Origin of the sequence: Burkholderia sp. BCC0405 (assembly GCF_902833075.1) — a bacterium.
Lineage (GTDB): Bacteria > Pseudomonadota > Gammaproteobacteria > Burkholderiales > Burkholderiaceae > Burkholderia.
On the sequence record NZ_CADFEO010000002.1, the window covers coordinates 265,146 to 287,888 of the forward strand.

General features: G+C 67.4%; 21 protein-coding genes. 7 read left to right on the plus strand and 14 right to left on the minus strand.

The genetic code is table 11. The features are described 5' to 3' along the window. Position 1: 1 nt before the first annotated feature. The gene (locus tag HWX36_RS04330) at positions 2-1,189 is read left to right on the plus strand and encodes a heme biosynthesis protein HemY (RefSeq protein ID WP_175951025.1); all 1,188 of its coding nucleotides are present in this window, start codon (positions 2-4) and stop codon (positions 1,187-1,189) included. A 115-nt stretch (positions 1,190-1,304) separates the two neighbouring features. Here HWX36_RS04330 and HWX36_RS04335 read toward each other — a convergent pair whose 3' ends face one another. From HWX36_RS04335 to HWX36_RS04350, 4 genes are all read right to left on the minus strand, one after another. Beyond that, entirely contained in the window at positions 1,305-1,670 is a 366-nt protein-coding gene (locus HWX36_RS04335; RefSeq protein WP_175951026.1) for a DUF4180 domain-containing protein, read from the minus strand. 40 nt (positions 1,671-1,710) lie between these two features. Next, positions 1,711-3,015 (minus strand): MFS transporter, encoded by a 1,305-nt coding sequence (locus tag HWX36_RS04340; protein WP_175951027.1) that lies wholly within the window; start codon positions 3,013-3,015, stop codon positions 1,711-1,713. Positions 3,016-3,132: 117 nt separating this feature from the next. Further along, positions 3,133-3,891, minus strand: a complete 759-nt coding sequence (locus HWX36_RS04345) for an SDR family oxidoreductase (protein WP_175951028.1) — start codon at positions 3,889-3,891, stop codon at positions 3,133-3,135. Positions 3,892-3,983: 92 nt separating this feature from the next. Further along, positions 3,984-5,423, minus strand: a complete 1,440-nt coding sequence (locus HWX36_RS04350; protein WP_175951029.1) for an aldehyde dehydrogenase family protein — start codon at positions 5,421-5,423, stop codon at positions 3,984-3,986. 469 nt (positions 5,424-5,892) lie between these two features. Between HWX36_RS04350 and ppa the strand changes: the two genes are divergently transcribed. Beyond that, entirely contained in the window at positions 5,893-6,420 is a 528-nt protein-coding gene (ppa, locus tag HWX36_RS04355; RefSeq protein WP_027786751.1) for an inorganic diphosphatase, read from the plus strand. A gap of 54 nt (positions 6,421-6,474) precedes the next feature. Here the strand turns inward: ppa and HWX36_RS04360 are convergent, their stop codons facing one another. Then, positions 6,475-7,341, minus strand: a complete 867-nt coding sequence (locus HWX36_RS04360; protein ID WP_175951030.1) for a GIY-YIG nuclease family protein — start codon at positions 7,339-7,341, stop codon at positions 6,475-6,477. Positions 7,342-7,390: 49 nt separating this feature from the next. Continuing rightward, the gene (locus HWX36_RS04365) at positions 7,391-8,425 is read right to left on the minus strand and encodes an AraC family transcriptional regulator (protein ID WP_175951031.1); all 1,035 of its coding nucleotides are present in this window, start codon (positions 8,423-8,425) and stop codon (positions 7,391-7,393) included. A gap of 151 nt (positions 8,426-8,576) precedes the next feature. Here HWX36_RS04365 and HWX36_RS04370 point away from each other — a divergent pair, with 151 nt between their 5' ends. After that, positions 8,577-10,835 (plus strand): glycoside hydrolase family 3 C-terminal domain-containing protein, encoded by a 2,259-nt coding sequence (locus HWX36_RS04370; RefSeq protein ID WP_175951032.1) that lies wholly within the window; start codon positions 8,577-8,579, stop codon positions 10,833-10,835. A 96-nt stretch (positions 10,836-10,931) separates the two neighbouring features. Here the strand turns inward: HWX36_RS04370 and HWX36_RS04375 are convergent, their stop codons facing one another. Further along, positions 10,932-12,110, minus strand: a complete 1,179-nt coding sequence (locus tag HWX36_RS04375) for a GNAT family N-acetyltransferase (protein WP_175951033.1) — start codon at positions 12,108-12,110, stop codon at positions 10,932-10,934. Positions 12,111-12,220: 110 nt separating this feature from the next. Here HWX36_RS04375 and HWX36_RS04380 point away from each other — a divergent pair, with 110 nt between their 5' ends. Together HWX36_RS04380 and HWX36_RS04385 are read left to right on the plus strand one after the other, a co-directional pair. Next, complete coding sequence (locus HWX36_RS04380; protein ID WP_175951034.1) at positions 12,221-13,927, plus strand: NAD+ synthase; 1,707 nt, start codon at positions 12,221-12,223, stop codon at positions 13,925-13,927. 83 nt (positions 13,928-14,010) lie between these two features. After that, positions 14,011-14,349, plus strand: a complete 339-nt coding sequence (locus HWX36_RS04385) for a P-II family nitrogen regulator (RefSeq protein WP_006398637.1) — start codon at positions 14,011-14,013, stop codon at positions 14,347-14,349. Between the two features lie 143 nt (positions 14,350-14,492). Here the strand turns inward: HWX36_RS04385 and HWX36_RS04390 are convergent, their stop codons facing one another. Both HWX36_RS04390 and HWX36_RS04395 read right to left on the minus strand, forming a co-directional pair. Continuing rightward, positions 14,493-15,578: a porin gene (locus tag HWX36_RS04390; RefSeq protein WP_175951035.1), complete on the minus strand. Its 1,086-nt coding sequence runs from the start codon at positions 15,576-15,578 to the stop codon at positions 14,493-14,495. Positions 15,579-16,144: 566 nt separating this feature from the next. Next, positions 16,145-17,071: a LysR family transcriptional regulator gene (locus HWX36_RS04395; protein ID WP_175951036.1), complete on the minus strand. Its 927-nt coding sequence runs from the start codon at positions 17,069-17,071 to the stop codon at positions 16,145-16,147. Positions 17,072-17,204: 133 nt separating this feature from the next. On the opposite strand from HWX36_RS04395, the gene HWX36_RS04400 reads away from it, so the two are divergent. Continuing rightward, a complete protein-coding gene (locus tag HWX36_RS04400) occupies positions 17,205-17,699 on the plus strand; it encodes a GNAT family N-acetyltransferase (protein WP_175951037.1) in 495 nt (164 codons plus the stop codon). Positions 17,700-17,753: 54 nt separating this feature from the next. Here HWX36_RS04400 and HWX36_RS04405 read toward each other — a convergent pair whose 3' ends face one another. The 4 genes from HWX36_RS04405 to HWX36_RS04420 all read right to left on the minus strand — a co-directional run bounded on the left by HWX36_RS04405 (position 17,754) and on the right by HWX36_RS04420 (position 20,963). Further along, on the minus strand, positions 17,754-18,533 hold the full coding sequence (locus tag HWX36_RS04405) for an ABC transporter ATP-binding protein (protein ID WP_175951038.1): 780 nt from the start codon (positions 18,531-18,533) through the stop codon (positions 17,754-17,756). A gap of 18 nt (positions 18,534-18,551) precedes the next feature. Continuing rightward, complete coding sequence (locus HWX36_RS04410; protein WP_059233487.1) at positions 18,552-19,265, minus strand: ABC transporter permease; 714 nt, start codon at positions 19,263-19,265, stop codon at positions 18,552-18,554. Continuing rightward, on the minus strand, positions 19,262-19,951 hold the full coding sequence (gene hisQ, locus HWX36_RS04415; protein ID WP_027786761.1) for a histidine ABC transporter permease HisQ: 690 nt from the start codon (positions 19,949-19,951) through the stop codon (positions 19,262-19,264). Before hisQ ends, HWX36_RS04410 begins: the two co-directional genes overlap by 4 nt. Before the next feature lie 229 nt (positions 19,952-20,180). Continuing rightward, positions 20,181-20,963 carry an ABC transporter substrate-binding protein gene (locus HWX36_RS04420; protein ID WP_175951039.1) on the minus strand — a complete coding sequence of 261 codons (783 nt, stop codon included), beginning with the start codon at positions 20,961-20,963 and terminating at the stop codon, positions 20,181-20,183. Positions 20,964-21,332: 369 nt separating this feature from the next. Between HWX36_RS04420 and HWX36_RS04425 the strand changes: the two genes are divergently transcribed. Then, on the plus strand, positions 21,333-22,028 hold the full coding sequence (locus tag HWX36_RS04425; protein WP_175951040.1) for a pirin family protein: 696 nt from the start codon (positions 21,333-21,335) through the stop codon (positions 22,026-22,028). Positions 22,029-22,098: 70 nt separating this feature from the next. On the opposite strand, the gene HWX36_RS04430 is transcribed toward HWX36_RS04425, so the two are convergent. Next, entirely contained in the window at positions 22,099-22,650 is a 552-nt protein-coding gene (locus HWX36_RS04430; protein ID WP_175951041.1) for a periplasmic heavy metal sensor, read from the minus strand. Between the last annotated feature and the right edge of the window lie 93 nt (positions 22,651-22,743).

Sequence of the window (22,743 nt, forward strand, 5' to 3'; positions counted from 1 at the left end):
GATGACGCTTCGAGGAATCGTCTGGCTCGCGATCCTGTTCGCGATCGCCGCTGCGCTTGCCACCGTCGGCCGTTTCGACGCGGGGCAGGTGCTGCTCGTCTATCCGCCGTACCGGATCGACGTGTCGCTGAACCTGTTCGTGATCGCCATCGTCGTGCTGTTCATCGCCGTGTATGCGCTGCTGCGCATCGTGCGCAACATCTGGCGCATGCCGCAGCGGGTCGCCGCGTATCGGGCGCGCTCGCGCAACGAGAAGGCGCAGGCATCGCTGCGCGACGCGATCGCGAACCTGTACGCGGGCCGCTTCTCGCGGGCGGAGAAGGCCGCACGCGAAGCGCTGTCGGTCGATGCGAACCAGGGCGCGGCGAGTCTCGTCGCGGCCACGGCCGCGCACCGGATGCACGAGTACACGCGCCGTGACGACTGGCTGTCGAAGGTCGACGCGCCGGAATGGCAGGACGCGCGGCTGCTCGCCGCGGCCGACATGCGAGCGGATGCGCGCGATGCCGACGGCGCCCTTGCCGCGCTGGCCGACCTGCAGGCGGGCGGCAAGCGCATCCATGCGCAGCAGGTCGCGCTGCGTGCGCAGCAGCAGCTGAAGAACTGGGCCGAGGTGCTGAAGCTCGCGAAGGCGCTCGAGAAGCGCGAGGCGCTGCATCCGGCCGCGGCCGTGCGGCTGCGCCAGCAGGCTGCGGAAAACCTGCTGCGCGAACGCCGGCACGACCCGGACGCGCTGCTCGAGGTGTGGCAGTCGCTGTCGCCGGCCGAGCGCCAGTCGCCGCGTCTCGCCGATCTCGCGGCCGATCTGCTCGTCCCGCTCGAGCGCCGCAACGAAGCGCGCCGCATCGTCGAGGACGCGCTCGCGCACAACTGGGATGCCCGCCTGCTGCGCCGTTACCCGGACACGGCCGGCGCCGATGCGCTGCCGCTGATCCAGAAGGCGGAAGGGTGGAAGAAGGATCACCCGGACGATGCCGACCTGCTGTTCGCACTCGGCCGCCTGTGCCAGCAGCAGCAACTGTGGGGCAAGGCGCAGTCGTTCCTCGAATCGGCACTGAAGCTGGCCGACAACGAGGCGCTGAAGGTGCGTACGCATCGCGCGCTCGCGCGCCTGTTCGAGCATCTCGGCGAAACCGACAAGGCGGCGAAGCATTACCGCGAAAGCGCGCTCGCGATCACGGTGGTCTGACGCCGGTCACTCGGGCTGCCTGCTGCAGGCGGCTCGCGCAACCTGCGCAACAAAGCCTCGAAGGTTGTCCGGCCTTCGGGGCTTTTTTTCGTCCGGAGTGGGGCTGGACGACACGTCATGCGCCGAGCTTGCGCAGCAGGTCCTCCTCGTTCGCGACGAACCACACCGATTGCCCGCGATTGGATTCGCGAACGAGCGCGCGAAGCGCTTCGCTGCGCGCAAGCCAGCGTTCGATGTCACCGACCACGCCGAGCCTGACGCCGTAGTTGACGAGCTTCTGCAGGACGGCGCCCGCCAGCCCGCTGTCGAGCCGGTAGAAGTCGTCGTGCAGCGCGTCCGCGGGGACCGCGACCCAGTCGGCTTCGTGCTCGTACGCGAGCGCGACGAGGTCGAGCGCATCGCTTTCGCGTTGGACTGGCCCGGCGGCAGGATCGCGGACCAGCACGCGGCTGCCGGCTGCCCGGAGGATTCGATGGGGCATGCGGGTTGGCTCCGTCGTCATGATCGTGTCGCGCTCCGCATCACTTGTCGACCAGCCGCTTCGGCACCGACAGCGCCAGCAACCCGCCGAGCACGAGGAACCCGGCAAGCACGTACATGCCCGAATCGTTGGCGCCCGTTGCCTGCTTGAGCCAGCCCATCATGTACGGGCTGAGGAAGCCGGCGAGGTTGCCGATCGAGTTGATCATCGCGATGCCGGCCGCGGCCGCGGTGCCGCCGAGGAACGCGGTCGGCAGGCTCCAGAACAGCGGCAGCGTCGTCAGGATGCCGATCGTCGCGAGCGTGAGGCCGAGCATCGCGAGCGCGGTCTGGTGCGCCCAGATCACCGACAGCACGAGCCCGAGCGCGCCGATCGCGGCCGGAATCGCGACGTGCCAGCGGCGTTCGCGGTGCCGGTCCGCGCTGCGTGCGATCAGGATCATCGCGACCACTGCGGCCGCATACGGAATCGCCGACAGCAGGCCGATCATGAACGTGTCGGTCACGCCGGTGGCCTTGATGATCGTCGGCAGCCAGAAGCCGACGCCGTAGAGCCCCATCACGAACGAGAAGTAGATCAGCGCCATCAGCCACACGCGCGGGCTCGACATCACGGCGCCGAGCGGCAGGTCTTCCTTGGTGGCTTCTTCAGCGTCGACGTTGCGCGCGAGCAGCGCCTTTTCGTCGTCGGTCAGCCAGGTTGCCTTCTCGATCCGCTCGTCCAGCTTGAGGAACACGACGACGCCAACCAGCACCGATGGAATACCCTCGAGCAGGAACAGCCATTGCCAGCCGTGCCACCCGCTCATGCCGTCGAATGCCTTCAGGATGAAGCCCGAGAGCGGCCCGCCGATCACGCCGGACAAGGCGACGGCCGTCATGAAGAACGTCGTCATGCGGCCGCGCCGGTGCGCGGGATACCAGTAGGTGAGGTAGAGGATCACGCCGGGGAAGAAGCCCGCTTCGGCGACGCCGAGCAGGAAACGCATCACGTAGAACATCGTGGGCGTCGTGACGAACATCGTCAGGATCGAGATCACGCCCCACGTCGCCATGATGCGTGCGATCCACACGCGCGCGCCGACCTTGTGCAGGATGATGTTGCTCGGCACTTCGAAGAGGAAATAGCCGAAGAAGAAGATCCCGGCGCCGAGCCCGTAGACGGTATCGCTGAGGTTCAGGTCGCTCGCCATCTGCAGCTTCGCGAATCCGACGTTTACGCGGTCGAGATACGCGACCACGTAGCACAGCAGCAGAAGCGGCGTGAGTCGCCACGACACCTTGCGGTAGGTCGCTTCCTCGAATGCGCCGGACGAGCCCGGCAGCGACTGCGTCGATGTTGCCATGTTGTCTCCTGTCCTTTTTGTTGGGTTTGTCATGGGCCGGGGCGGGCGCAGGGCGCCGGACCCGGTTTCGTGCGATGCCTGCGTGAACGTTGTGCCGGCCGGGCAGCCGGGATACGGCTAGATGCAGCGCCCGCCGTCGACTTCGAGGCAGACGCCCGTGATGAACTCGGCCTCGTCGGATGCGAGGTAAAGCGCCGCGTTCGCGATGTCCTGCGGCGTCGAGAAGCGGCCGAGCGGGATCGTCGCGAGGAAACGGCTGCGGTTCTCGGGGGTATCCTCGCAGCCCATGAATTCCGTCATCAACGCCGTTTCGCCGAGCACGGGGTTGATGCAGTTCACGCGGATGCGATCCGCGCCGAGCTCGGCCGCGAGCGACTTGCTTGCGGTGATCATCGCGCCCTTCGTGCTGTTGTACCAGACGAGGCCCGGGCGCGGCCGCACGCCGGCCGTCGACGCGACGTTCACGAACACGCCGCCGCCTTGTTCGCGGAAGTACGGAACGAAGGTCTGCACGCACCAGAACAGGCTCTTCATGTTGACTGCGTACACGCGGTCGAATTCGGCTTCCGTCACGTCGAGCACCGGCTTGTTGCGGTGCGTGGTGCCCGCGTTGTTCACGACGATCTGCACCGCGCGGAAATCGTCGAGCGTGGCCTGCAGCAGCGCGTGCCAGTCATCCCGCTTCGACACGTCGCCGGCCACCGCGATGGCCTTGCCGCCCGCGAGCGCGATCTCGCTCGCGACGCGCTCGGCCGCCGCGCCGTTCAGGTCGTTGACGACGACGTTCGCGCCTTCGCGCGCATACGTCTTCGCGATGCCTTCGCCGAACCCCGAGCCTCCGCCCGTGACGATTGCCGTCTTGCCGCTCAACCGCATGGTGTGTCTCCTGTGCTGGATATGAGTGCCGTCGTGTTTCGGCACGCGGCCGGGCGCTGCCGGCCACGTGCCGCGTGCTGCTTGCTACGCAATCAGCCGTGCCGGATCGCGATCGTCTTCAGCACGGTGAAGCCGTACAGTGCCTCGAAGCCTTTCTCGCGGCCATGCCCCGAGTGGCCGACGCCGCCGAACGGCAGCTCGACGCCGCCGCCCGCGCCATAGTTGTTGATGAACACCTGACCCGCGCGCAGGCGCCGCGCGACACGCATCTGGCGTGCGCCGTCGCGCGTCCAGATGCCCGCGACGAGACCGTATGGCGTGCCGTTCGCCAGCGCGACGGCTTCGTCTTCGTCGACGAAACGCATCGCGGCGAGCACGGGGCCGAACACTTCCTCCTGCGCGAGCCGGTGCGACGGCGGCACGTCGCGCAGCAGCGCGGGCGCCTGGTAGAAGCCGCTTTCGGGCGCGTCGGCGACGACCTGCCCGTGCGCGGCCATCGGAATGCCGTCGTGCTGCGCGTCGGACAGGAAATCCCACACGCGCTGCTGCTGCTTCGCGTTGATCAGCGGGCCGCAATCGAGGTCGGCTCGGCTGGGGCCGACGCGCAGCCCGTTGAACGCGGTGGCGAGCCGCTCGACGAGCGGTTCGTACACCGCGCGCTCGATCAGCACGCGGCTGCCGGCCGAGCAGGTCTGCCCGCCGTTCTGCACGATCGCGGACACGAGCACGGGCAGCGCCGCTTCGAGATCGGCATCGGCGAACACGATCTGCGGCGACTTGCCGCCGAGTTCGAGCGTGACGGGTACGTGGTTCTCGGCCGCCATCTGCGTCACCAGCTTGCCGGTGGCAGGCGACCCCGTGAACGAGATGTGGTCGATGCCGGGATGGCGCGCGAGCGCGGCGCCCGCTTCATGGCCGTAGCCGGTGACGATGTTGAGCGCACCGGCCGGCAACCCGGCCTCGGCGGCCAGCTCGGCGACGCGCAGCAACGACAGGCACGCATCCTCGGCCGGCTTGACGACGCATGCGTTGCCGGCCGCGAGCGCGGCGCCGACGCTGCGCCCGAAGATCTGCATCGGGTAGTTCCACGGCACGATGTGGCCCGTGACGCCGTGCGGCTCGCGCACCGTCAGCACCGTGTAGCCGGCTTGATAGGGGAGGGTTTCGCCGTGCAGTTTGTCGGCGGCGCCCGCGTAGAACTCGAAGTAGCGCGCGAGCGCGGCGGCGTCCGCACGTGCCTGTTTCAGCGGCTTGCCGGTGTCGCGCGCCTCGATCGCGGCGAGTTCCTCGATCGCGGCGGCGACACGCGCCGACAGCCGCATCAGCACGCGGCCGCGCTCGGCGGCGCTGGCGGCGCCCCACGGGCCCGCGAATGCGTCGCGGGCCGCGGCGACCGCGCGCTCGATGTCGGGCGCCGTGCCGCGGGCGATCGATGCGAATGGCTGGCCGTCGGATGGATCGATGACCGCGATGGTTTCCAGTTGCGTGGGCAACGTCCATTCGCCCGCGATGAAGTGCTTCGCCTCTTCCATGCCAGCTCCTGTCGACCCGAGTTAGCGCTTCAGCGCTTACTCGGGTCCCATGCTTTGCGGTCGACCCAAGTTAGCGCTTTTGTGCCTGCTCGGGTCCCATGCTTTGCGGTTGACCCGGGTTAGCGCTTTTGCGCCTGCTCGGGTCCCATGCTTTGCGGTTGACCCGGTTTAGCGCTTCAGCGCCTGCTCGGGTCCCATACTTTGCGGTAGATCCGAATGAGCGCCTTTGCGCTTACTCGAGCCCCATGCTTCGCCATCGACCGGCGACACCACTTCAACGCCCGCATCGATTCCCCATAACGCGGCCGGCGGTCCGACGGCCGGGCATCCGGAACGATTATCGGCCGATCGTCATCCGGACGCCACCGGTCGATTGGCTATAATGGCGCATTCCCTTGCGGGACGCCTGCGGCGGTGCATCGGCCGCGGCGCCCTGTCCCGAATTCCCATCGACCTACAGAGAGTGCTCATGAGCTTCAATCATGTTCCGGCCGGCAAGGACCTGCCGCAAGATTTCAACGTGATCATCGAGATTCCCGCGCAAAGCGATCCGGTGAAGTACGAGGCGGACAAGGAACTGGGCCTCCTCGTCGTCGACCGCTTCATCGGCACGGGCATGCGCTACCCGGTGAACTACGGCTACATCCCGCAGACGCTGTCGGGCGACGGCGATCCGGTCGACGTGCTGGTGATCACGCCGTTCCCGCTGCTGGCAGGCTCGATCGTGCGTTCGCGCGTGCTCGGCATGCTGCAGATGACCGACGAGTCGGGCGTCGACGCGAAGCTGGTCGCCGTGCCGCACGACAAGGTCTGCCCGATGACGGCCAACCTGAAGTCGATCGACGACGTGCCCGAGTACCTGAAGGATCAGATCAAGCACTTCTTCGAGCAATACAAGGCGCTCGAGAAGGGCAAGTGGGTGAAGGTCGAAGGCTGGGCCGGCATCGAAGCCGCGCACAAGGAAATCGCCGACGGCGCAGCGAACTACAAGAAGTAAGCGGCGTACCGGCCGACGGCCGGTTCGTGCGAAACGCAAACCGCGCGTGTCTCCTCAGGAGGCCGCGCGGTTTTGTTTTGTGCGTGCGGTCTGCTTGCGTGCGGAAGGGGATGCGGGCGGGGCGGCGGTGGCCAACGCGCCCGTCGTGCCCGTCGTGCCCGTCGTGCCCGTCGTGCGTTTGGCGCGTCGAGCGGCAACGGAGGGCACGGTGGCTTCGGCGGTTTCCGTGGCCGACGTGGGGCGGCGAGTCGGCGCGGGGGCAGGGGTGTCGCGTCCGTTCGTGACGGGCTTGCCGCTGGCTGATGGCGCTTTTCCTTTCGACGACGGAGACGCGCCCTGTCGGTTCTTTTGCGACGGCGTGCCGCGCGACGCGGTCTTTTTTGCGACCGCATTGCCGGCGCGCTTCGCGACCGGCGCGGCTTTTGCCGCCTTCGGTGCCTGGGCGGCTTGTCGCGGTTTCGCGGTTTTCGCAGACTTGGCGGCTTTCCCGGCTTTCCCGGCTGTTGCCGTCTTCGCATCAGGCTGCCCAATTTCAGCTGTCTGCGTCGCGCTATCGACGTCCTCCGCCTTCTTCACCTTCTTCACCTTCTTCTGCCCGCGCGTACCCGCCTTCAATCCGGCCACCTCACCGCTGCCGTCGATTGCCACCTCCGTCGGCAGCACCGATTCCAGCGTCCGCAGCCCTGCCGCCAGCTCACGCTTCTGCGTGGGCGTGAGCCGCTTCACCCAGTATTCGGCGCGCGACGCGCTCGACCGGTCCGGCAGCGGAAACGACGCGAGCACCGCGCGCGGCTTGCGCGAGCGCGTATAGCGCGCGCCCTTGCCGGTGGCATGCTCGTCGAAGCGCGCGGCAACGTCGGTCGTGATGCCGGTGTAGACGCTGTCGTCGGCGCATTCGATCAGATACAGAAACCAGGACATGGCAGGTCGGCGGGGGGCGAAGCCGCCAGTGTCTCAGAAAAAGTGCCCGTCAACGCCACCGGTCGCCATGCCCGTCTCGAAAGCGGCTCGGCGCCGCGCCGAGTTCGCGCGTGAAGAAGCGCGTGAACGCGCTCGTCGAACGGAAACCGACGCGCACGCCGATCTCGCCGATCGGCAAGCGCGTATTCAGCAGCAGGTCGCGCGCCTCGCCGAGCCGCGCCTGCGCGACGAGTGCATGAAAGCCGACGGCTTCACGATGCAGCCGCCGGCGCAGTGTCCAGCGAGACATCGCGAAGCGCGTGCAGACGTGCTGCATCAGCGTGTCGGTCGGCACGTCGGCGTCGTCGGAGGTACGCAGCCAGTCGCGCACGCATTGCTCGACGGACGAGCCGAACGTCGAGCGCACGCGAACCCGGTCGCGCGCGGTGTCGGCCGCATGACGCTGGATGTCGGCGAGCGGTGCGTTGTAGCGCTCGAACGGCGTGTCGAAGTGCGCGGAGCGCAGCACGATGCGGTTGTGCGCGGCATCGAACGACACCGGCGCACCGAGCATGTCGCGCAGCGCGGCCGCGGGCACCAATGCACGGCCGGCGAATTCCGCGCCGTCGACACGCACGTGCGGATCGTACAGGCGGGCGAGCGCCGCGAGGATCGCCAGGTTCGCGAGCGCGCTGTCTGCGTGCCGGCCATCGCCTTCGTTCACGTATTCGATCGCGATCGCGTCGCCGTTCTCGTGCGCGAAGATCCAGTCGACGTTGCCGATCAGCTCGCGATAGTGCAGGTAGCCGTGCAGCGCGTCGCGCAGCGTCGCCGCGTTGCACGTGACGCCCGCGAGTTCCGGGAACGGCACGAGCCACGGCACGGCGTGCGGCGGCGAGCGGTACCAGGACAGCGGCCACGCGCTCGTCAGCCGCATCGCGGCGACGTGCCGGTCGCCCGCGATGCGGCGCGTGTTGTCGGCGAGCTCGGCCGGCCCGATGCCGAGCGTCTCGTATAGCGGGGCGATGTCGACGCCGTTCGCGCGCGCGTCTTCGCACAGCCAGCGGTATATCCGGACGGATACCGATTTCTGTCGCAGCTCCATGCCTGTCTCCCTGTCGTCATGCCGTTCGGGTTTGTCCCCGCTGCGAGAGGTCAACGCATGCTCCTGCCGGTCAAGCGTGGTGACCGGTCGATTCTTAGACTCGGACGCTGGAGTGTGGCGACCAGTACAACAGATCGATTCAGGAGGATCAATGAAAACTTCGCTGTTCCGGTGTTCGACGATTGCGTCCGCGTGTGCGCTCACGGTGCTGCTCGCGTCGTGCGGCGGCGACGACATCCACGCAGGCCCGGCCGCGCCGGCCGACCCCGACGCCGCGGCCGACCAGCGCGCGGCCGCGCTCGTCGCGCAACTGACGACCGACGAGAAGCTGCAGCTCGTGCACGGCACGGGAATGCCCGCACTCGACCTGGGCGGCCCGTTTCCGGCCGACGCGCTGAACGGCGCGAGCTACATCCCGGGCGTGCCGCGGCTCGGCATTCCGGGCGTCAGCAGCGCCGATTCGGCAGGCGGCGTGAACGTGAAGAATGCGCGCGTGACCGCGCTGCCCGCGCCGGTCGCGCTCGCGGCGACGTGGGATCCGGCGCTCGCCGGCACCTACGGCACGCGCATCGCGCTCGAATTGCGCGCGCTCGGCTTCGCGGAAGGGCTCGGCGGCGGCGTGAACCTTGCGCGCGAGCCGCGCAACGGCCGCACGTTCGAATACATGGGCGAGGATCCGGTGCTCGCGGGCACGCTTGGCGCCGCGCGCACGCAGGCGACGCAGGCGCAGAAGGTGATCGCGACGATCAAGCATTTCGCGTTCAACGACCAGGAAACCAACCGGATGACGGTCGATTCGGTCGTCGACGAGCGAACCATGCGCGAGGCCGAGCTGCTCGCGTTCGAGATCGGCGTGAAGGACGGCCGGCCGGGCAACGTGATGTGCTCGTACAACAAGCTGAACGGCGTGTATGCGTGCGAGAACCCGTATCTGCTGACGACGGTGCTGAAGAACGAATGGGGCTTCAAGGGCGTCGTGCAGTCGGACTGGGGCGCGACGCATTCGACGGTCGCGGCCGTGCAGGCGGGGCTCGACGAGGAACAGCCGGGCGCGGCCGACGACGGCAACGCACCGCTCGGCTCGTACTTCAATACGAAGCTGCGCGCGGCGCTGCAGGCCGGCAGCGTGTCTGCGTCGCGGCTGAACGACATGGTGCAGCGCAAGCTGCGCACGCTGATCCGCATCGGCGTGATGGACGCGCCGCCGAAGGCGGGCGGCGCGATCGACGAGGCCGCGGGCAATGCCGATGCGCTCGCGATCGCGCGGCAATCCGCGGTGCTGCTGAAGAATGCGGCCGCGCCCGGCGATGCGCAGCCCGTGCTGCCGCTGGCGGCCGGCGCGCTGAAGTCGGTGGTCGTGATCGGCGGGCATGCGGACGCGGGCGTGCTGTCGGGCGGCGGCTCGGGCGCGGTGCCGGCGATCGACGGCAATGCGGTGACGACCTGTCAGCAACCGGCCGGTATGCTGTTCGGCGGTTGCGCGACCTGGTACAAGTCCGCGCCGCTCGCGGCGATCCGCGCGAAGGCGCCGAACGCGTCGGTCGGCTATCTCGACGGAACCGACGCGAATGCCGCGGCGAGCGCGGCCGCGCAGGCCGATGTCGCGATCGTGTTCGCGACGCAGTGGCAGACGGAAGGGCTTGACCTGGCGAGCCTGTCGCTGCCCGACGCGAAGGCCGATCCGTACAACCAGCAGTACGACCAGAACGCGCTGATCGCCGCGGTCGCGGCGAAGGCGAAGCGCACGATCGTCGTGCTCGAGAACGGCAGCCCCGTGCTGATGCCGTGGCTCGCGAACGTGCATGGCGTGCTCGAAGCGTGGTATCCGGGCGTGCAGGGCGGCCAGGCGATCGCCGACCTGCTGTTCGGCGATGCGAACCCGTCGGGCCGGCTGCCGCTGACGTTCCCGAAGCAGGAAGCCGACCTGCCGCAACCGGCGATCGATCCGGCGAGCCAGCAATCGGTCTATGCGGAAGGCCTCGCGTACGGTTATCGCTGGTTCGACGCGAAGGGAATCGAGCCGCTGTTCCCGTTCGGCTACGGTCTGTCGTACACGACGTACGCGCTTTCCGGGATGACCGCGGCGGCCGATGCATCGGGCAACGTGACGGTCGGCGTGACCGTGACGAACACGGGCGCGCGGGCCGGCGTGCAGACGGTGCAGGTCTATGCGGCGCTGCCCGCATCGCTCGGCGAACCGCCGAAGCGGCTGGTCGGCTGGACCAAGGTCGCGCTGCAGCCGGGCGAGGCGCGCACGGTCGGCATTGCGATTCCGTCGCAGCGTTTCGCGACCTGGGACGTGACCACGCATGCATGGCGGGTCAGTGCGGGCAGCTATACGCTCACGGCCGCCGCGTCGTCGCGCGATCCGCAGGCGCTGTCGCGGGCGGTGTCGCTCGCGGCGCGCTGACCGGCCGCGTCATGCATCGGGCGGGCCCGGGGCGGCGCCCCGGCCGGCCACGCGCCGGATGCTTCCGATGCGGGCCGGCGCGCGAGCCGTCTCGCGTTACCCGGTGCCGCGCCGGAACGGATCGTGTTCGCGCAGTTCGTCGACGTACGCGTGAATATGCTCGGTCTCGCGTTCGAGAAAGCGCGCGACCGCGTCCGAGAACGCCGGGTGCGCGAGCCAGTGCGCGGAGTGCGTGACGGTCGGCAGGAAGCCGCGCGCGAGCTTGTGTTCGCCTTGCGCGCCGCCTTCGAACGTATCGAGCCCGGCCTCGATGCAGAATTCGAGCAACTGGTAGTAGGCCGTTTCGAAATGCAGGCACGGCACATGTTCGACCGCGCCCCAGTAGCGGCCGTACAGCGTGCCGCCGCCGTTTTCGCCGCGCCGGTAGACGGCGAGCGCACTCGCGATCGGCTGGCCGTTGGCTTCCGCGATCACGAGCAGCAGGTTCTCGGGCATCGTCGCGCCGATCGTGCGGAAGAAGTCGAGGTTCAGGTACGGGCTCGAATAGTGTTCGCGATAGGTCTGCCGGTAGCAGCGCGAGAAGAACCGCCAGTCGGCGTCGGTGATCCGGTCGCCGGTGAGCCGCCGGAACGTCACGCCCGCATCGTGCACCTTGCGCCGCTCCGCGCGGATGTTCTTGCGTTTCTTCTGCTCGAGCGTGGCGAGGAAATCGTCGAAGTGGCGGTAGCCGTCGTTGATCCAGTGGAACTGCACGCCTTCGCGCAGCATCATCCCCATCGATTCGAGGAGCGCCGCTTCGTCGCCGGTCGGGAACAGCACGTGCAGCGACGACACGTCGCTCTGCTCGGCGAAGGCGAGCAGCGTGGCCGCGAGCCGGCGGCGCGCGTCGTCGTCGGCCGCGAGCAGGCGCGTGCCCTGCACGGGCGTGAACGGCACCGCGCACAGCAGCTTCGGGTAGTAGGGCAGGTCGTTGCGCTGGTACGCGTCGGCCCACGCCCAGTCGAACACGTATTCGCCGTACGAATGCTGTTTCGCATAGACGGGCGCGGCGGCCGCGAGGCGGCCGGTGCGCGGGTCGGTCAGCGTGACGAAGCGGGGTGACCAGCCGGTATCGTCGACCGCGCAGCGCGCGACGTGCAGCGCGTCGAGGAATTCGTGGCGCAGGAAGGGCGTCGGCTGCGCGTCGCGGGCAAGCAGCGCGTTCCATTCCTCGGCCGGCACCTCCGCGGGGGACGACAGGATGCCCGTGCGATAATCGATGCGTTCGTGTTTCAAGCGTGAATCCGTACCATTCTGTGTCGCCGGATGCGCGGGCCTGCGCGGCCCGCACCGGGACGTTTTCGTCAGCCGTTCAGGGCGCGCCGCCGGGCTGCGCCGATCCCGCCATGAAGACCCGACTCGCTCTCGCCCAGATCAACGTCACCGTCGGCGACTTCGCCGGCAACGTCGCGCGGATCGTCGCGGCCGCACGCGCCGCGCACAACGATGGTGCGCGGCTGATGGTCGCGCCGGAACTCGCGCTGTCCGGCTATCCGCCGGAAGACCTGCTGCTGCGGCCCGCGTTCTACGCGGCGGCCGCGGCTGCGCTCGACGCGCTCGCCGACGCCCTGAAGGCGTTCGACGGGCTCGCGGTGCTGGTCGGCCATCCGCTGCGCGGCGCAGGCGAAGGCATGCACGCGTCAGCCGTCGATGGTAATGCAAACCGCCCGATCGAGCGCGGCGTGCCGCCCACCGATACCTACAACGCGGCATCGCTGATCGTCGGCGGCGAGATCGTCGGCACCTACCGCAAGCAGGATCTGCCGAACGCCGAGGTGTTCGACGAGAAGCGCTACTTCGCGACGGACGCCGAGCCGCTCGTGTTCGATCTGAACGGCGTGAAATTCGGCGTGATCATCTGCGAGGACGCGTGGCACGCATCGGCCGCGCAGATCGCGAAGGCTGCCGGCGCGCAGGTGCTGCTGATCCCGAACGGCTCGCCGTACCACATGAACAAGGAAGCGGTGCGTTTCGACATCCTGCGCGCGCGGATTCGCGAAACCGGGCTGCCGATGGTGTACGTGAACCTCGTCGGCGGGCAGGACGAGCTCGTGTTCGACGGCGGCTCGTTCGTGCTCGACGCGCAGGGCGCGCTGGTCGCGAAGATGCCGCAGTTCGACGAAGGGCACGCGATCGTCGAATTCGACGGCCCGCGGCCGCTGCCGGGCGCGATCGCGCCCGAGCTGTCGACGGAGGCGCAGGTGTACCGCGCGCTCGTGACGGGCGTGCGCGACTACATCGGCAAGAACGGGTTTCCGGGCGCGTTGATCGGACTGTCGGGCGGCGTCGATTCGGCGCTGGTGCTGGCCGTTGCATGCGATGCGCTCGGGCCCGAGCGCGTGCGCGCGGTGATGATGCCGTCGCGCTTCACGGCCGACATCTCGACCACCGACGCGGCGGAAATGGCGCGGCGCGTCGGCGTGCGCTACGACGAGATCACGATCGCGCCGATGTTCGACGCGTTCCGCGCATCGCTCGCGGGCGAGTTCGCGGGCCGCGCGGAAGACGCGACGGAAGAAAACATCCAGGCGCGCATCCGCGGCACGCTGCTGATGGCGCTGTCGAACAAGTTCGGCTCGATCGTGCTGACGACCGGCAACAAGAGCGAGATGGCGGTCGGCTACTGCACGCTGTACGGCGACATGGCCGGCGGGTTCGCGGTGATCAAGGACATCGCGAAGACGCTCGTGTACCGGCTCTGCCGCTATCGCAACGAAACGGCCGATTACCTGCTGCGCGACGTGATCCCCGAGCGGATCCTCACGCGCGCGCCGTCGGCCGAGCTGCGCGAGAACCAGACCGACCAGGACAGCCTGCCGCCGTACGACGTGCTCGACGCGATCATGCGGATGTACATGGAAGAGGACCGGCCGCTCGCCGAGATCGTCGCGGCGGGTTATGCCCAGGCCGACGTCGAGCGCGTGACGCGGCTCATCAAGATCAACGAATACAAGCGCCGCCAGGCGCCGATCGGCATTCGCGTCACGCATCGCGCATTCGGGCGCGACTGGCGCTACCCGATCACGTCACGCTTTACCGAACGGCTCGATTGAGCCGTGTCGCGCCGTGCGCGGCTCGCCGGCTTACAATCGGGATCGCGATTTTTCATCCAAACGAGCATTGAGGGACAACCATCATGAAACGCATCACCGCCATCATCAAGCCGTTCAAGCTGGACGAAGTCCGCGAAGCGCTCGCCGAAGTGGGTCTCACGGGCCTGACCGTGACGGAAGTGAAGGGCTTCGGCCGCCAGAAGGGCCATACCGAGCTGTATCGCGGCGCCGAATACGTCGTCGATTTCCTGCCGAAGATGAAGATCGAGGTGGTCGTCGCGGAAGCGCAGGTCGACCAGGTGATCGATGCTGTGATCGGCGCGGCGCGCACCGGCAAGATCGGCGACGGCAAGATCTTCGTGTCGGACGTCGAGCGCGTGATCCGCATCCGCACCGGCGAGGAGAACGAAGCGGCCGTCTGAGCGCCGCATTCGTCAGTGGGCCGCACGAAACCGGCCCGCCAATAAAAAACGGTGCGATACCCGGTTGGGTACCGCACCGATACGCGCCTCTCGCAGCAGCGTGGAAAACGTCGTCGAATCGATTCTTTGAGAACGGCGTCTGATCAGAACAGGTGCTGGATGCCGGCGTAGACGCCGGTCTGGCTGCCGCCCGGATTCGGGTTGCCCGTCGACACGGCCGTACCGGCGCCGTTCGCGTTCAGGCCGAAGTTGGCGTTCTTGCTGTTGCGCACCGTCGCGACCTGCAGGTCGAACAGCGTGCGCTTCGAGATGTTGTACGAGCCGCCGACCGTGTAGATGTTCGCGTTGCCGCCGCCGTTGTTGGCATTCACGTGATATGCAGCCGCGATCAGCGCCGCTGCCGGCGTAGCTTGCCACGTCACGCCGCCCCAGACCTGCTGCGTGCCGGTGATGCCGGCATTGACTGCCGGGCCGCCGCTGCCGTCCGCACGCGATGCCTGGTAGGCCGCCTGCAGCTTGAACTGGCCGAGGAACACGTTCACGCCCGCGAAGTATTCACGCGAGTAGTTGAACACGTCCGAGAAGCGGCCGTTGCTGTCGCGCGTTTCGTCGTAGATGCCGCGCAGCTGGAACAGCGAGTTCGTGTACGTGATCTGTGCGCCTGCTGCACGGCCCGCTGCGCCGGCCGTCGTGTTGCCGTTGAAGCTGGTCGAGTTCGAGAACGAGAACTGGCCGTAGAAGTCGAGGCCGTAGAACTGCGGCGACTGGTACGACACGTTGTTGCTGGTCTTGTTCCAGTTGCGGCCGCGCACCAGCGATGCCGTCGACCAGGCCGACTGGCCGAACGGGTCGAAGTCCCACACGCCGTTGGCGATCGCGAGTTCGCGACCCAACAGCAGCGTACCGTAGTGGTCGTTCGAGATGCCGACGGTTGCGAAACGATCCCAGATCGAGCCGCTCGTGCCGAGGCCGCCGTTCATCGTGTTGAACGCACCTTCCAGGTGGAACAGGATCTTGTTGCCGCCGCCGATGTCCTCGGTGCCCTTCAAGCCCCAGAGGCTCGTGCCCCAGTCGCCGCTTTCCGCGCGCACTTGGTGGCCGTTTTGCAGGCCGTTCAAGTACTCGAGGCCGGCATCCAGGCGACCATACAGCGTGACGCTGCTCTGCGCGTGCGCCGTCACCACCCCAGCAGCCATCAGCGCGGCCGCGACCAAAGCTTTCTTCATCATCTCCTCCATACCCTGTCAAAAAGTCAACCCAGACTGCACGAGATGCCCGGAGCGCGAGCGCCGGGCAAAAGCGGGATAACCAGGGAGACCTCGTGCAGGGCCGGTAAGCGCAGCACGCGGGCAAGCGGACGGAAAACCGTTGATTGGTCCCGCGCAGCCGGGTCGGCCTGCGGGGTCTCCTTGTAGTGTCGTGAAGCTAAACTACATTTCACGAACTTCGTTTTGCTACTTTGGTTACTAATTTAGCAAAAATACAATTTTGTGGCGATGGAAATCGTTGTTTGACTAACACCTGTCGTCAAATTGCCATGCAACACGGTGCGCAACCGATGCGCCGAGGGTTTGCAATTAACGGAAAACCCTTGTCCCGCAAGGAAGACACGGATTTCACAAACAGGGGTCAAGGATTGCCACTATTGACGTCGCGAGGGCGCGAGCGTAAACGCCCGACATGAGGAATTGGTAAGTATTTCGTAATGAATAGGCGGCTGCCGGACGTCGCCGGCCGGTGCTTGTCGAGCCTGCTCGGCAACGCGCAACGCGCAACGCGATGCGCCGGCGGTCGGTCAGGCAGGCTCCGGCCTTGCGTCGAGCAACTGCGCGCGAATCCAGCGATGCGCATCGGTGCGCGCATGTTTCGCGTGCGAGTAGACCTTCACGGTGTAGCGCGGGATCTCGAACGGCGCCGGAAAGATGCGGATCGGCGCCGCGTGCCGCAGCGCCTGCGCGGCGCGGTGCGGCACGGTCATCAGCAGCGCGGATTCCGCGATCACGAACGGCGCGGCCAGCACGGTCGGCAACTGCACGGCGACCTGGCGCGCGAGGCCGAGCCGGTCGAGCACATGGTCGACGACGCCGCGCGACTCGTTCCACGGCGTGACGACCACATGGCGTGCCGCCAGGTACTGGTCGAGCGTCAGCCGCCGGCGGATGTCCGGATGCGTGGCGCTCGCGATCACGACGTAGTCGTCGGAGAACCAGTCGAAGTCCTCGATGCCCGGTGCGTCGGCCGCCGATTCCTCGTGGTAGCCGAGCGCGAAATCGATGCGGCCGGCCGCGAGTTCGTCGACGGAAATCTTCCGGTCGGAATGGATGACGCGGATCCGCAAGCGTGGTGCCACATGCTGGATGCGGGCGAGAAACGCCGGCAGCACGGCGAATGCCGTGTAGTCGGTCGCCGCGAACACGAACGTGCGGTCGCTATGCGCGGGATCGAAGCGGCGCGCGCGGGCGAGCCCCTTCGACATCGCGTCGAGCGCGTCGCCGGCCCAGGTGGCGATGTCGTCGGCGCGCACGGTAGGCTGCATCTCGTTGCCGAGGCGCACGAACAGCGCGTCGCCGATCGCTTCGCGCAGCCGTGCAAGCGCGTGGCTCAGCGCGGACGGGCTCAATGCGAGTTCGTGTGCGGCCGCTGCGACGGAGCGGTGACGGTACAGCGCATCGAACACGAGCAGCAGGTTCAGGTCGAGGCGGCGCAGATCGGGATGCATCATATTCAGGTCCAGATGAAGAAACTGCACTTCCTGCAGGCGCAGCGTGAACGTAGCATGACGATCTGATCGGCGCCAGCGCGGCTGCGCGGCGCCGTGTTCCGTTTCAAGTCAGGGCCGGAGGAGGGCTCACCCCGTGCAAATCGACATCCGTTCCGCCACCGTCGCCGACGTGCCGCAGATCCTGCGTTTCATCACCGAACTGGCCATCTACGAGAAGGCCGAACACGAAGTGATCGCGACGCCCGCGTCGCTCGAGCGCAGCCTGTTCGGCGAGGGATCGCCGGCGCGCGCGCTGATGTGTGAGGTCGACGGCGAGCCGGCCGGCTTCGCCGTGTATTTCTTCTCGTATTCGACGTGGCTTGCCCGGCAGGGGCTGTATCTCGAGGATCTGTACGTGTCGCCGCGTTTTCGTGGCGCGGGCGCCGGGCTGCGGCTCTTGAAGGCGCTCGCGCGGATCGCGGTCGAGTCGGGCTGCGGGCGTTTCGAGTGGAGCGTGCTCGACTGGAACGAGCCGGCGATCCGCTTCTACGAGAGCGTCGGCGCGGCGCCGCAGAGCGAATGGGTGCGCTACCGGCTCGCGGGCGACGAACTGCGCGCGTTCGCCGACAGCGCGCCGGTGACCGCGTAAACGCAAAACGGGCGCCGCGCGGCGAACCGCGGGCGCCCGCTCGTGCGGCGTGCGTTACTTGAGGCTGCCCGACAGGAACCCGCGCAGGCGTTCGCTCTTCGGGTTGGCGAACACCTCGGACGGCACGCCTTCTTCCTCGACGCGGCCCTGGTGCAGGAACATCACGTGATTCGACACGTTGCGCGCGAAACCCATCTCGTGCGTGACGACGATCATCGTGCGGCCTTCCTCGGCGAGCTTCTGCATCACCTTCAGCACTTCGCCCACCAGCTCCGGGTCGAGCGCCGACGTCGGCTCGTCGAACAGCATCACGTCCGGATGCATCGCCAGCGCGCGCGCAATCGCCACGCGCTGCTGCTGGCCGCCCGACAGGTGCGACGGATACTGCTTCTCGACGCGCGGCGCGAGGCCGACTTTCTCGAGATACGCGCGGGCGCGCTCCTCGGCTTCCTTCTTCGGAATGCCGAGCACGTTGACGGGCGCTTCCATCACGTTCTCGATCACGTTCATGTGCGACCAGAGATTGAAGTGCTGGAACACCATCGACAGCTTGGTGCGCACGCGCTGCAGCTGCTTCGGATCGGCCGCGCGCAGCGCGCCCGTCTTGTCGAGCGCGGTGCGCACTTCCTCGCCGTCGACGAAGATGCGGCCCGCGTTCGGCTGTTCGAGGAAGTTGATGCAGCGGAGCATCGTGCTCTTGCCGGAGCCGGACGAGCCGATCACGCTGATCACGTCGCCCGAGTTCGCCTTCAGCGACACGCCCTTGAGCACCTCGTTGTCGCCGTACCGCTTGTGCAGATCGTCGACGAAAAGCTTCTGAGTCTGGGAATTCATCAATAGTCCTGCGAAAACTTACTTGCCTTGCGGGCGCAGATACGCGAGCCAGCGGCGCTCGGCCTGGCGGAACAGCCACACGAGCGTGAACGAGATCACGAGATAGAGCAGGGCGGCGATGCCGAACGCATGGAACGACATGTAGGTCGCCGAGTTGACGTCGCGGGCGATCTTCAGGATGTCCGGCACGGTCGCGGTGAAGGCGACGGTGGTCGCGTGCAGCATCAGGATCACTTCGTTGCTGTACAGCGGCAGCGCGCGGCGCAGCGCCGACGGCAGGATCACGCGGCGATACATCGTGAACGTCGACATCCCGTACGCGCGCGCGGCTTCGATCTCGCCGTACGACGTCGCCTTGATCGCGCCCGCGAAGATCTCGGTGGTGTACGCGCAGGTGTTCAGCGTGAACGCGAGCAGCGTGCAGTGCATCCCGTCGCGGAAGAACGCGTCGAGCATCGGCGTGCCGCGCACGGCCTGCAGGCTATAGAGGCCCGTGTAGCAGAGCAGCAGCTGCACGTAGAGCGGCGTGCCGCGGAACACGTACGTGTAGAGCCACACGGCGCTCGACAGCCACTTCTTCTTCGACACGCGCGCGACCGCGAGCGGTATCGACAGGCAGAAGCCGAGGCCGATCGACACGACCAGCAACCACAGCGTGATCGCGACACCGGTGATGCGATAGCCGTCGGTGTAGAGATAGTTGCGCCAGTATTCTTGGATGAGTTCGATCATAGGTCAGCCTTGCGGACGCCGGTCGAGTAGCGCTTTTCGAGCCACATCAGCACGAAGTTCGAGATCGTCGTGATCGCGAGGTAGACGGCGCCCGCGATCAGCGTGAAGAAGAAGAACCGCAGCGTGCCCTTGCCGGCATCCTGCGACGCCTTCACGACGTCGGCGAGGCCGATGATCGACACGAGCGCGGTCGACTTCACGAGCACCTGCCAGTTGTTGCCGATGCCCGGCAGCGCGAAGCGCATCATCTGCGGGAACATGATCCGCGTGAACACCTGCCAGCTCGTCATCCCGTACGCGCTGCCGGCCTCGAGCTGGCCGCGCGGCACCGACAGGAACGCGCCGCGGAACGTCTCGGTGAAGTACGCGCCGTAGATGAAGCCGAGCACGAGCACGCCGGCGAGGAACGGGTCGATGTCGATCTGGTCCCAGCCGAGTGCGTCGGTCGCCATGTTCAGCCAGATCTGCAGGCTGTAGAACAGCAGCAGCATCAGCACGAGGTCGGGCACGCCGCGGATCAGCGTCGTGTAGACGGTGCCGACGCCGTTCGTGAACCGGTTGCGCGACAGCTTCGCGCCCGCGCCGAGCAGGCCCAGCAGGAACGACAGCGCAAGCGAAAGCACCGCCAGCTTGACGGTTTGCCAGGTGCCAGCGAGGATCAGCGGGCCGTAACCTTGTAGAAACATATGTGGTCCCTGGTGTGGTCCCTTAGGGCGCACGCGGTGCGCCGCGAAAGACGCGTCCGCCAAGCTGCGCGGAACGCCCCGTGCGTATCATGACCGTCCGCCCCGGCAACGGTGCCGGGCCTGTCCGCCGCGCGAGCGGCGGACGAGGGGGCGGACGGCGCGTGGTCGACTGCCTGTACTGCGCGGATGCGGGGCCGCCCCCGCATCCGTTGTCGCTTCTTTGCGTCGCTCAGCGGGCCGAAGCGGAATAGACGCTGAACGCGAAATACTTGTGCGACAGCCGGTCGTACGTGCCGTCCTTGTGCATGTCGGCCAGCGCCTTGTTGATCTTGAGCTTCAGGTCCGTGTCTTCCTTGCGCAGGCCGATCGCGGTGCCGTCGCCGATCGTCTTCGGATCCTTCACTTCCGGCCCGGCGAACGCGAAGCCCTTGCCGCGCGGCGTGCGCAGGAAACCGTAGTCGGCTTGCAGCTCGTCCTGCAGCGTCGCGTCGAGACGGCCCGAGCCGAGATCGGCATAGACCTGGTCCTGGTTCTGGTAAGGAATGATCGTCACGCCCTGCGGCTCCCAGTACGCCTTCGCGTAGGTTTCCTGGGTCGAGCCCTGCTCGACGCCCACGCGCTTGCCCTTCAGCGATGCGATCGTCGGCAGCAGCGGCGAGCCGGTCTTCGCGATCATCCGCGCCGGCGCGTCGTATACCTTGTCGGAGAAGTCGATCTGTTCGCGGCGCTTGTCCGTGACGGTCAGCGACGACACGATGACGTCGTACTTCTTCGCCTTCAGCGCCGGGATGATCCCGTCGAGATCCTGCGCCACCCACACGCATTTCACGTTGATTCGCTTGCAGATTTCCTTGGTGAGATCGACGTCGAAGCCGACGATCTCGCCGCTCGGCGCGGTCGACTCGAACGGCGGGTAGCTGGCGTCGACGCCGATCCGCACGGTCTTCCACTCCTTCGCGAAGGCGCTGCCCGCCACGAGGGCGAGGGCGGCGCACAGGGCGGCCTTCTTCATTTCCATCCTTCTGTTGCTGACTTTCCGGGAGCGCTCGCGGCCGGTTGGAACGGGCGTCGCGGCGTATTCTAGACGGCCAAAAATCGCCGATCGGCGCTCTGGCAATGGCGGCCGCCGCAACGGCGAACGCCAAAAGGCCGGTATTTTACCCGAACGCGATACCCGGAAACCGGCAATCCGGGCGGACCGATCGATTCTTCGACACATTGATCCGGCTGTTGCGATAATCGCTGCATTCGCAATGGGCATTGCATAAATTGCATCCGCTGGTGCAACGATGCGGTGCGCAGGCGGCGGATTGTGGCGCGATTGGCACACTCATACAGTGACGGCATGCCAGAACCACGCATCTCACGGAGTGTCCGTCCCATGTTCCAGATCCGCCGCGCCGCCGATCGCGACCAGCGCAGCCATGGCTGGCACGAATTCCGTCACAGCTTTCCCCGGGCGTCCGGCCGGAGCGGGCCGTCGGCGTTTGGCGCGTTGCGCGAACTGAACGAGGAATGCATCGCACCGACCCGCGGCTACGGGATGCGGCCGTACCGCGACGCGGAAATCGTTACCTACGTGCTCGACGGCGCGCTCGCGCATCGCGACAGCCTCGGCAACGGGGCGATCGTCCGCGCGGGCGGCGTACAGCGCATGAGCGCCGGCACCGGCGTCATGCTGAGCGAGACCAACACGTCGCGTGACGAGCCGTTGCGCCTGCTGCGGATCTGGCTTGCGCCGGCCGGGGCCGGCGGCCGTCCCGGCTACGTGCAGACGCGCTTTGCCGACGACGAGAAACGCGGGCGGCTGCGGCTGTTGGCGGCGCCGGACGGTGGCGATGGGGCGCTGTCGATGGGGGCGGACGCACGCATCTTCGCGGGGCTGATCGACGGCGATGAAGCGGCGGCGTTCGACGTGCCGGCCGGGCGCCGCGCATACGTGCACGTGGTGCGCGGCGACCTCGAGGTGAACGGCCACGCGCTGGCCGCGGGCGACGGCGCACGGATCGGCGGTGTGGACGCGGTGTCGTTCGCGCGCGGCCGGGCGGCCGAGGTGCTGCTGTTCGACGTGGCCTGAAACGCAAAAAGGGGACGCGGGCCAGTGCCCGCGTCCCCTTCGATGCCGCTCCGGGTAGCGGCCCGCCGGCTTACTGCGCCGGCGCCGACGCGGCCTTGGCCGCGCGATGCTGCTGCCAGCGCTCCTTCATCTTCTCGTGGCGCTGTTCCATCTTCGCGAACTGCTGTTTGAGCGCCGTGCTGACCATCGTCTTCTGCTGGTCGTTCAGCCCGTTGTAGAACGTGAGCCACGCGGCGGACGTCTGCTCGCGTAGTTGCGCGTTCTGCGACTCGGCCTGCTGGCGTGCCGAGTGCATCGCGCTCAGGTCGAGGATCGGCTGGTTCTGCTGCGCCTTGAACTGCTCGCGCATCTGCTCGTGGCTCTTGCGCATCGCTTCACGATTCTGCTTCATCGTGTTGACGGCCGCCTGCCATTGCTGCTCCTGCGACGCATTGAGCTTCAGCTGGTCGTGCAGTTTCATGATTGCGCGGAACGGGCCGCCTTCGTGCCCGCCGTGCATCTGGTGGGCGCCGGGGCCGCCCGGAGGCGGCATGTCGTTGGGCTGCGCGGCATGCGCGGTGCCGAATGCGAGAGCGAGCACGGTGGCGGCCGCGATGGCCACGCGGGAAGTCTTCTTATACATTTCAGAAACTCCTTGTATCCAAAGGGTCCGGCGATGCGGTACCGGGAACGCCAAGTACCACATCCGGTAAGACGCAGGTTAGCGATGCAGGCC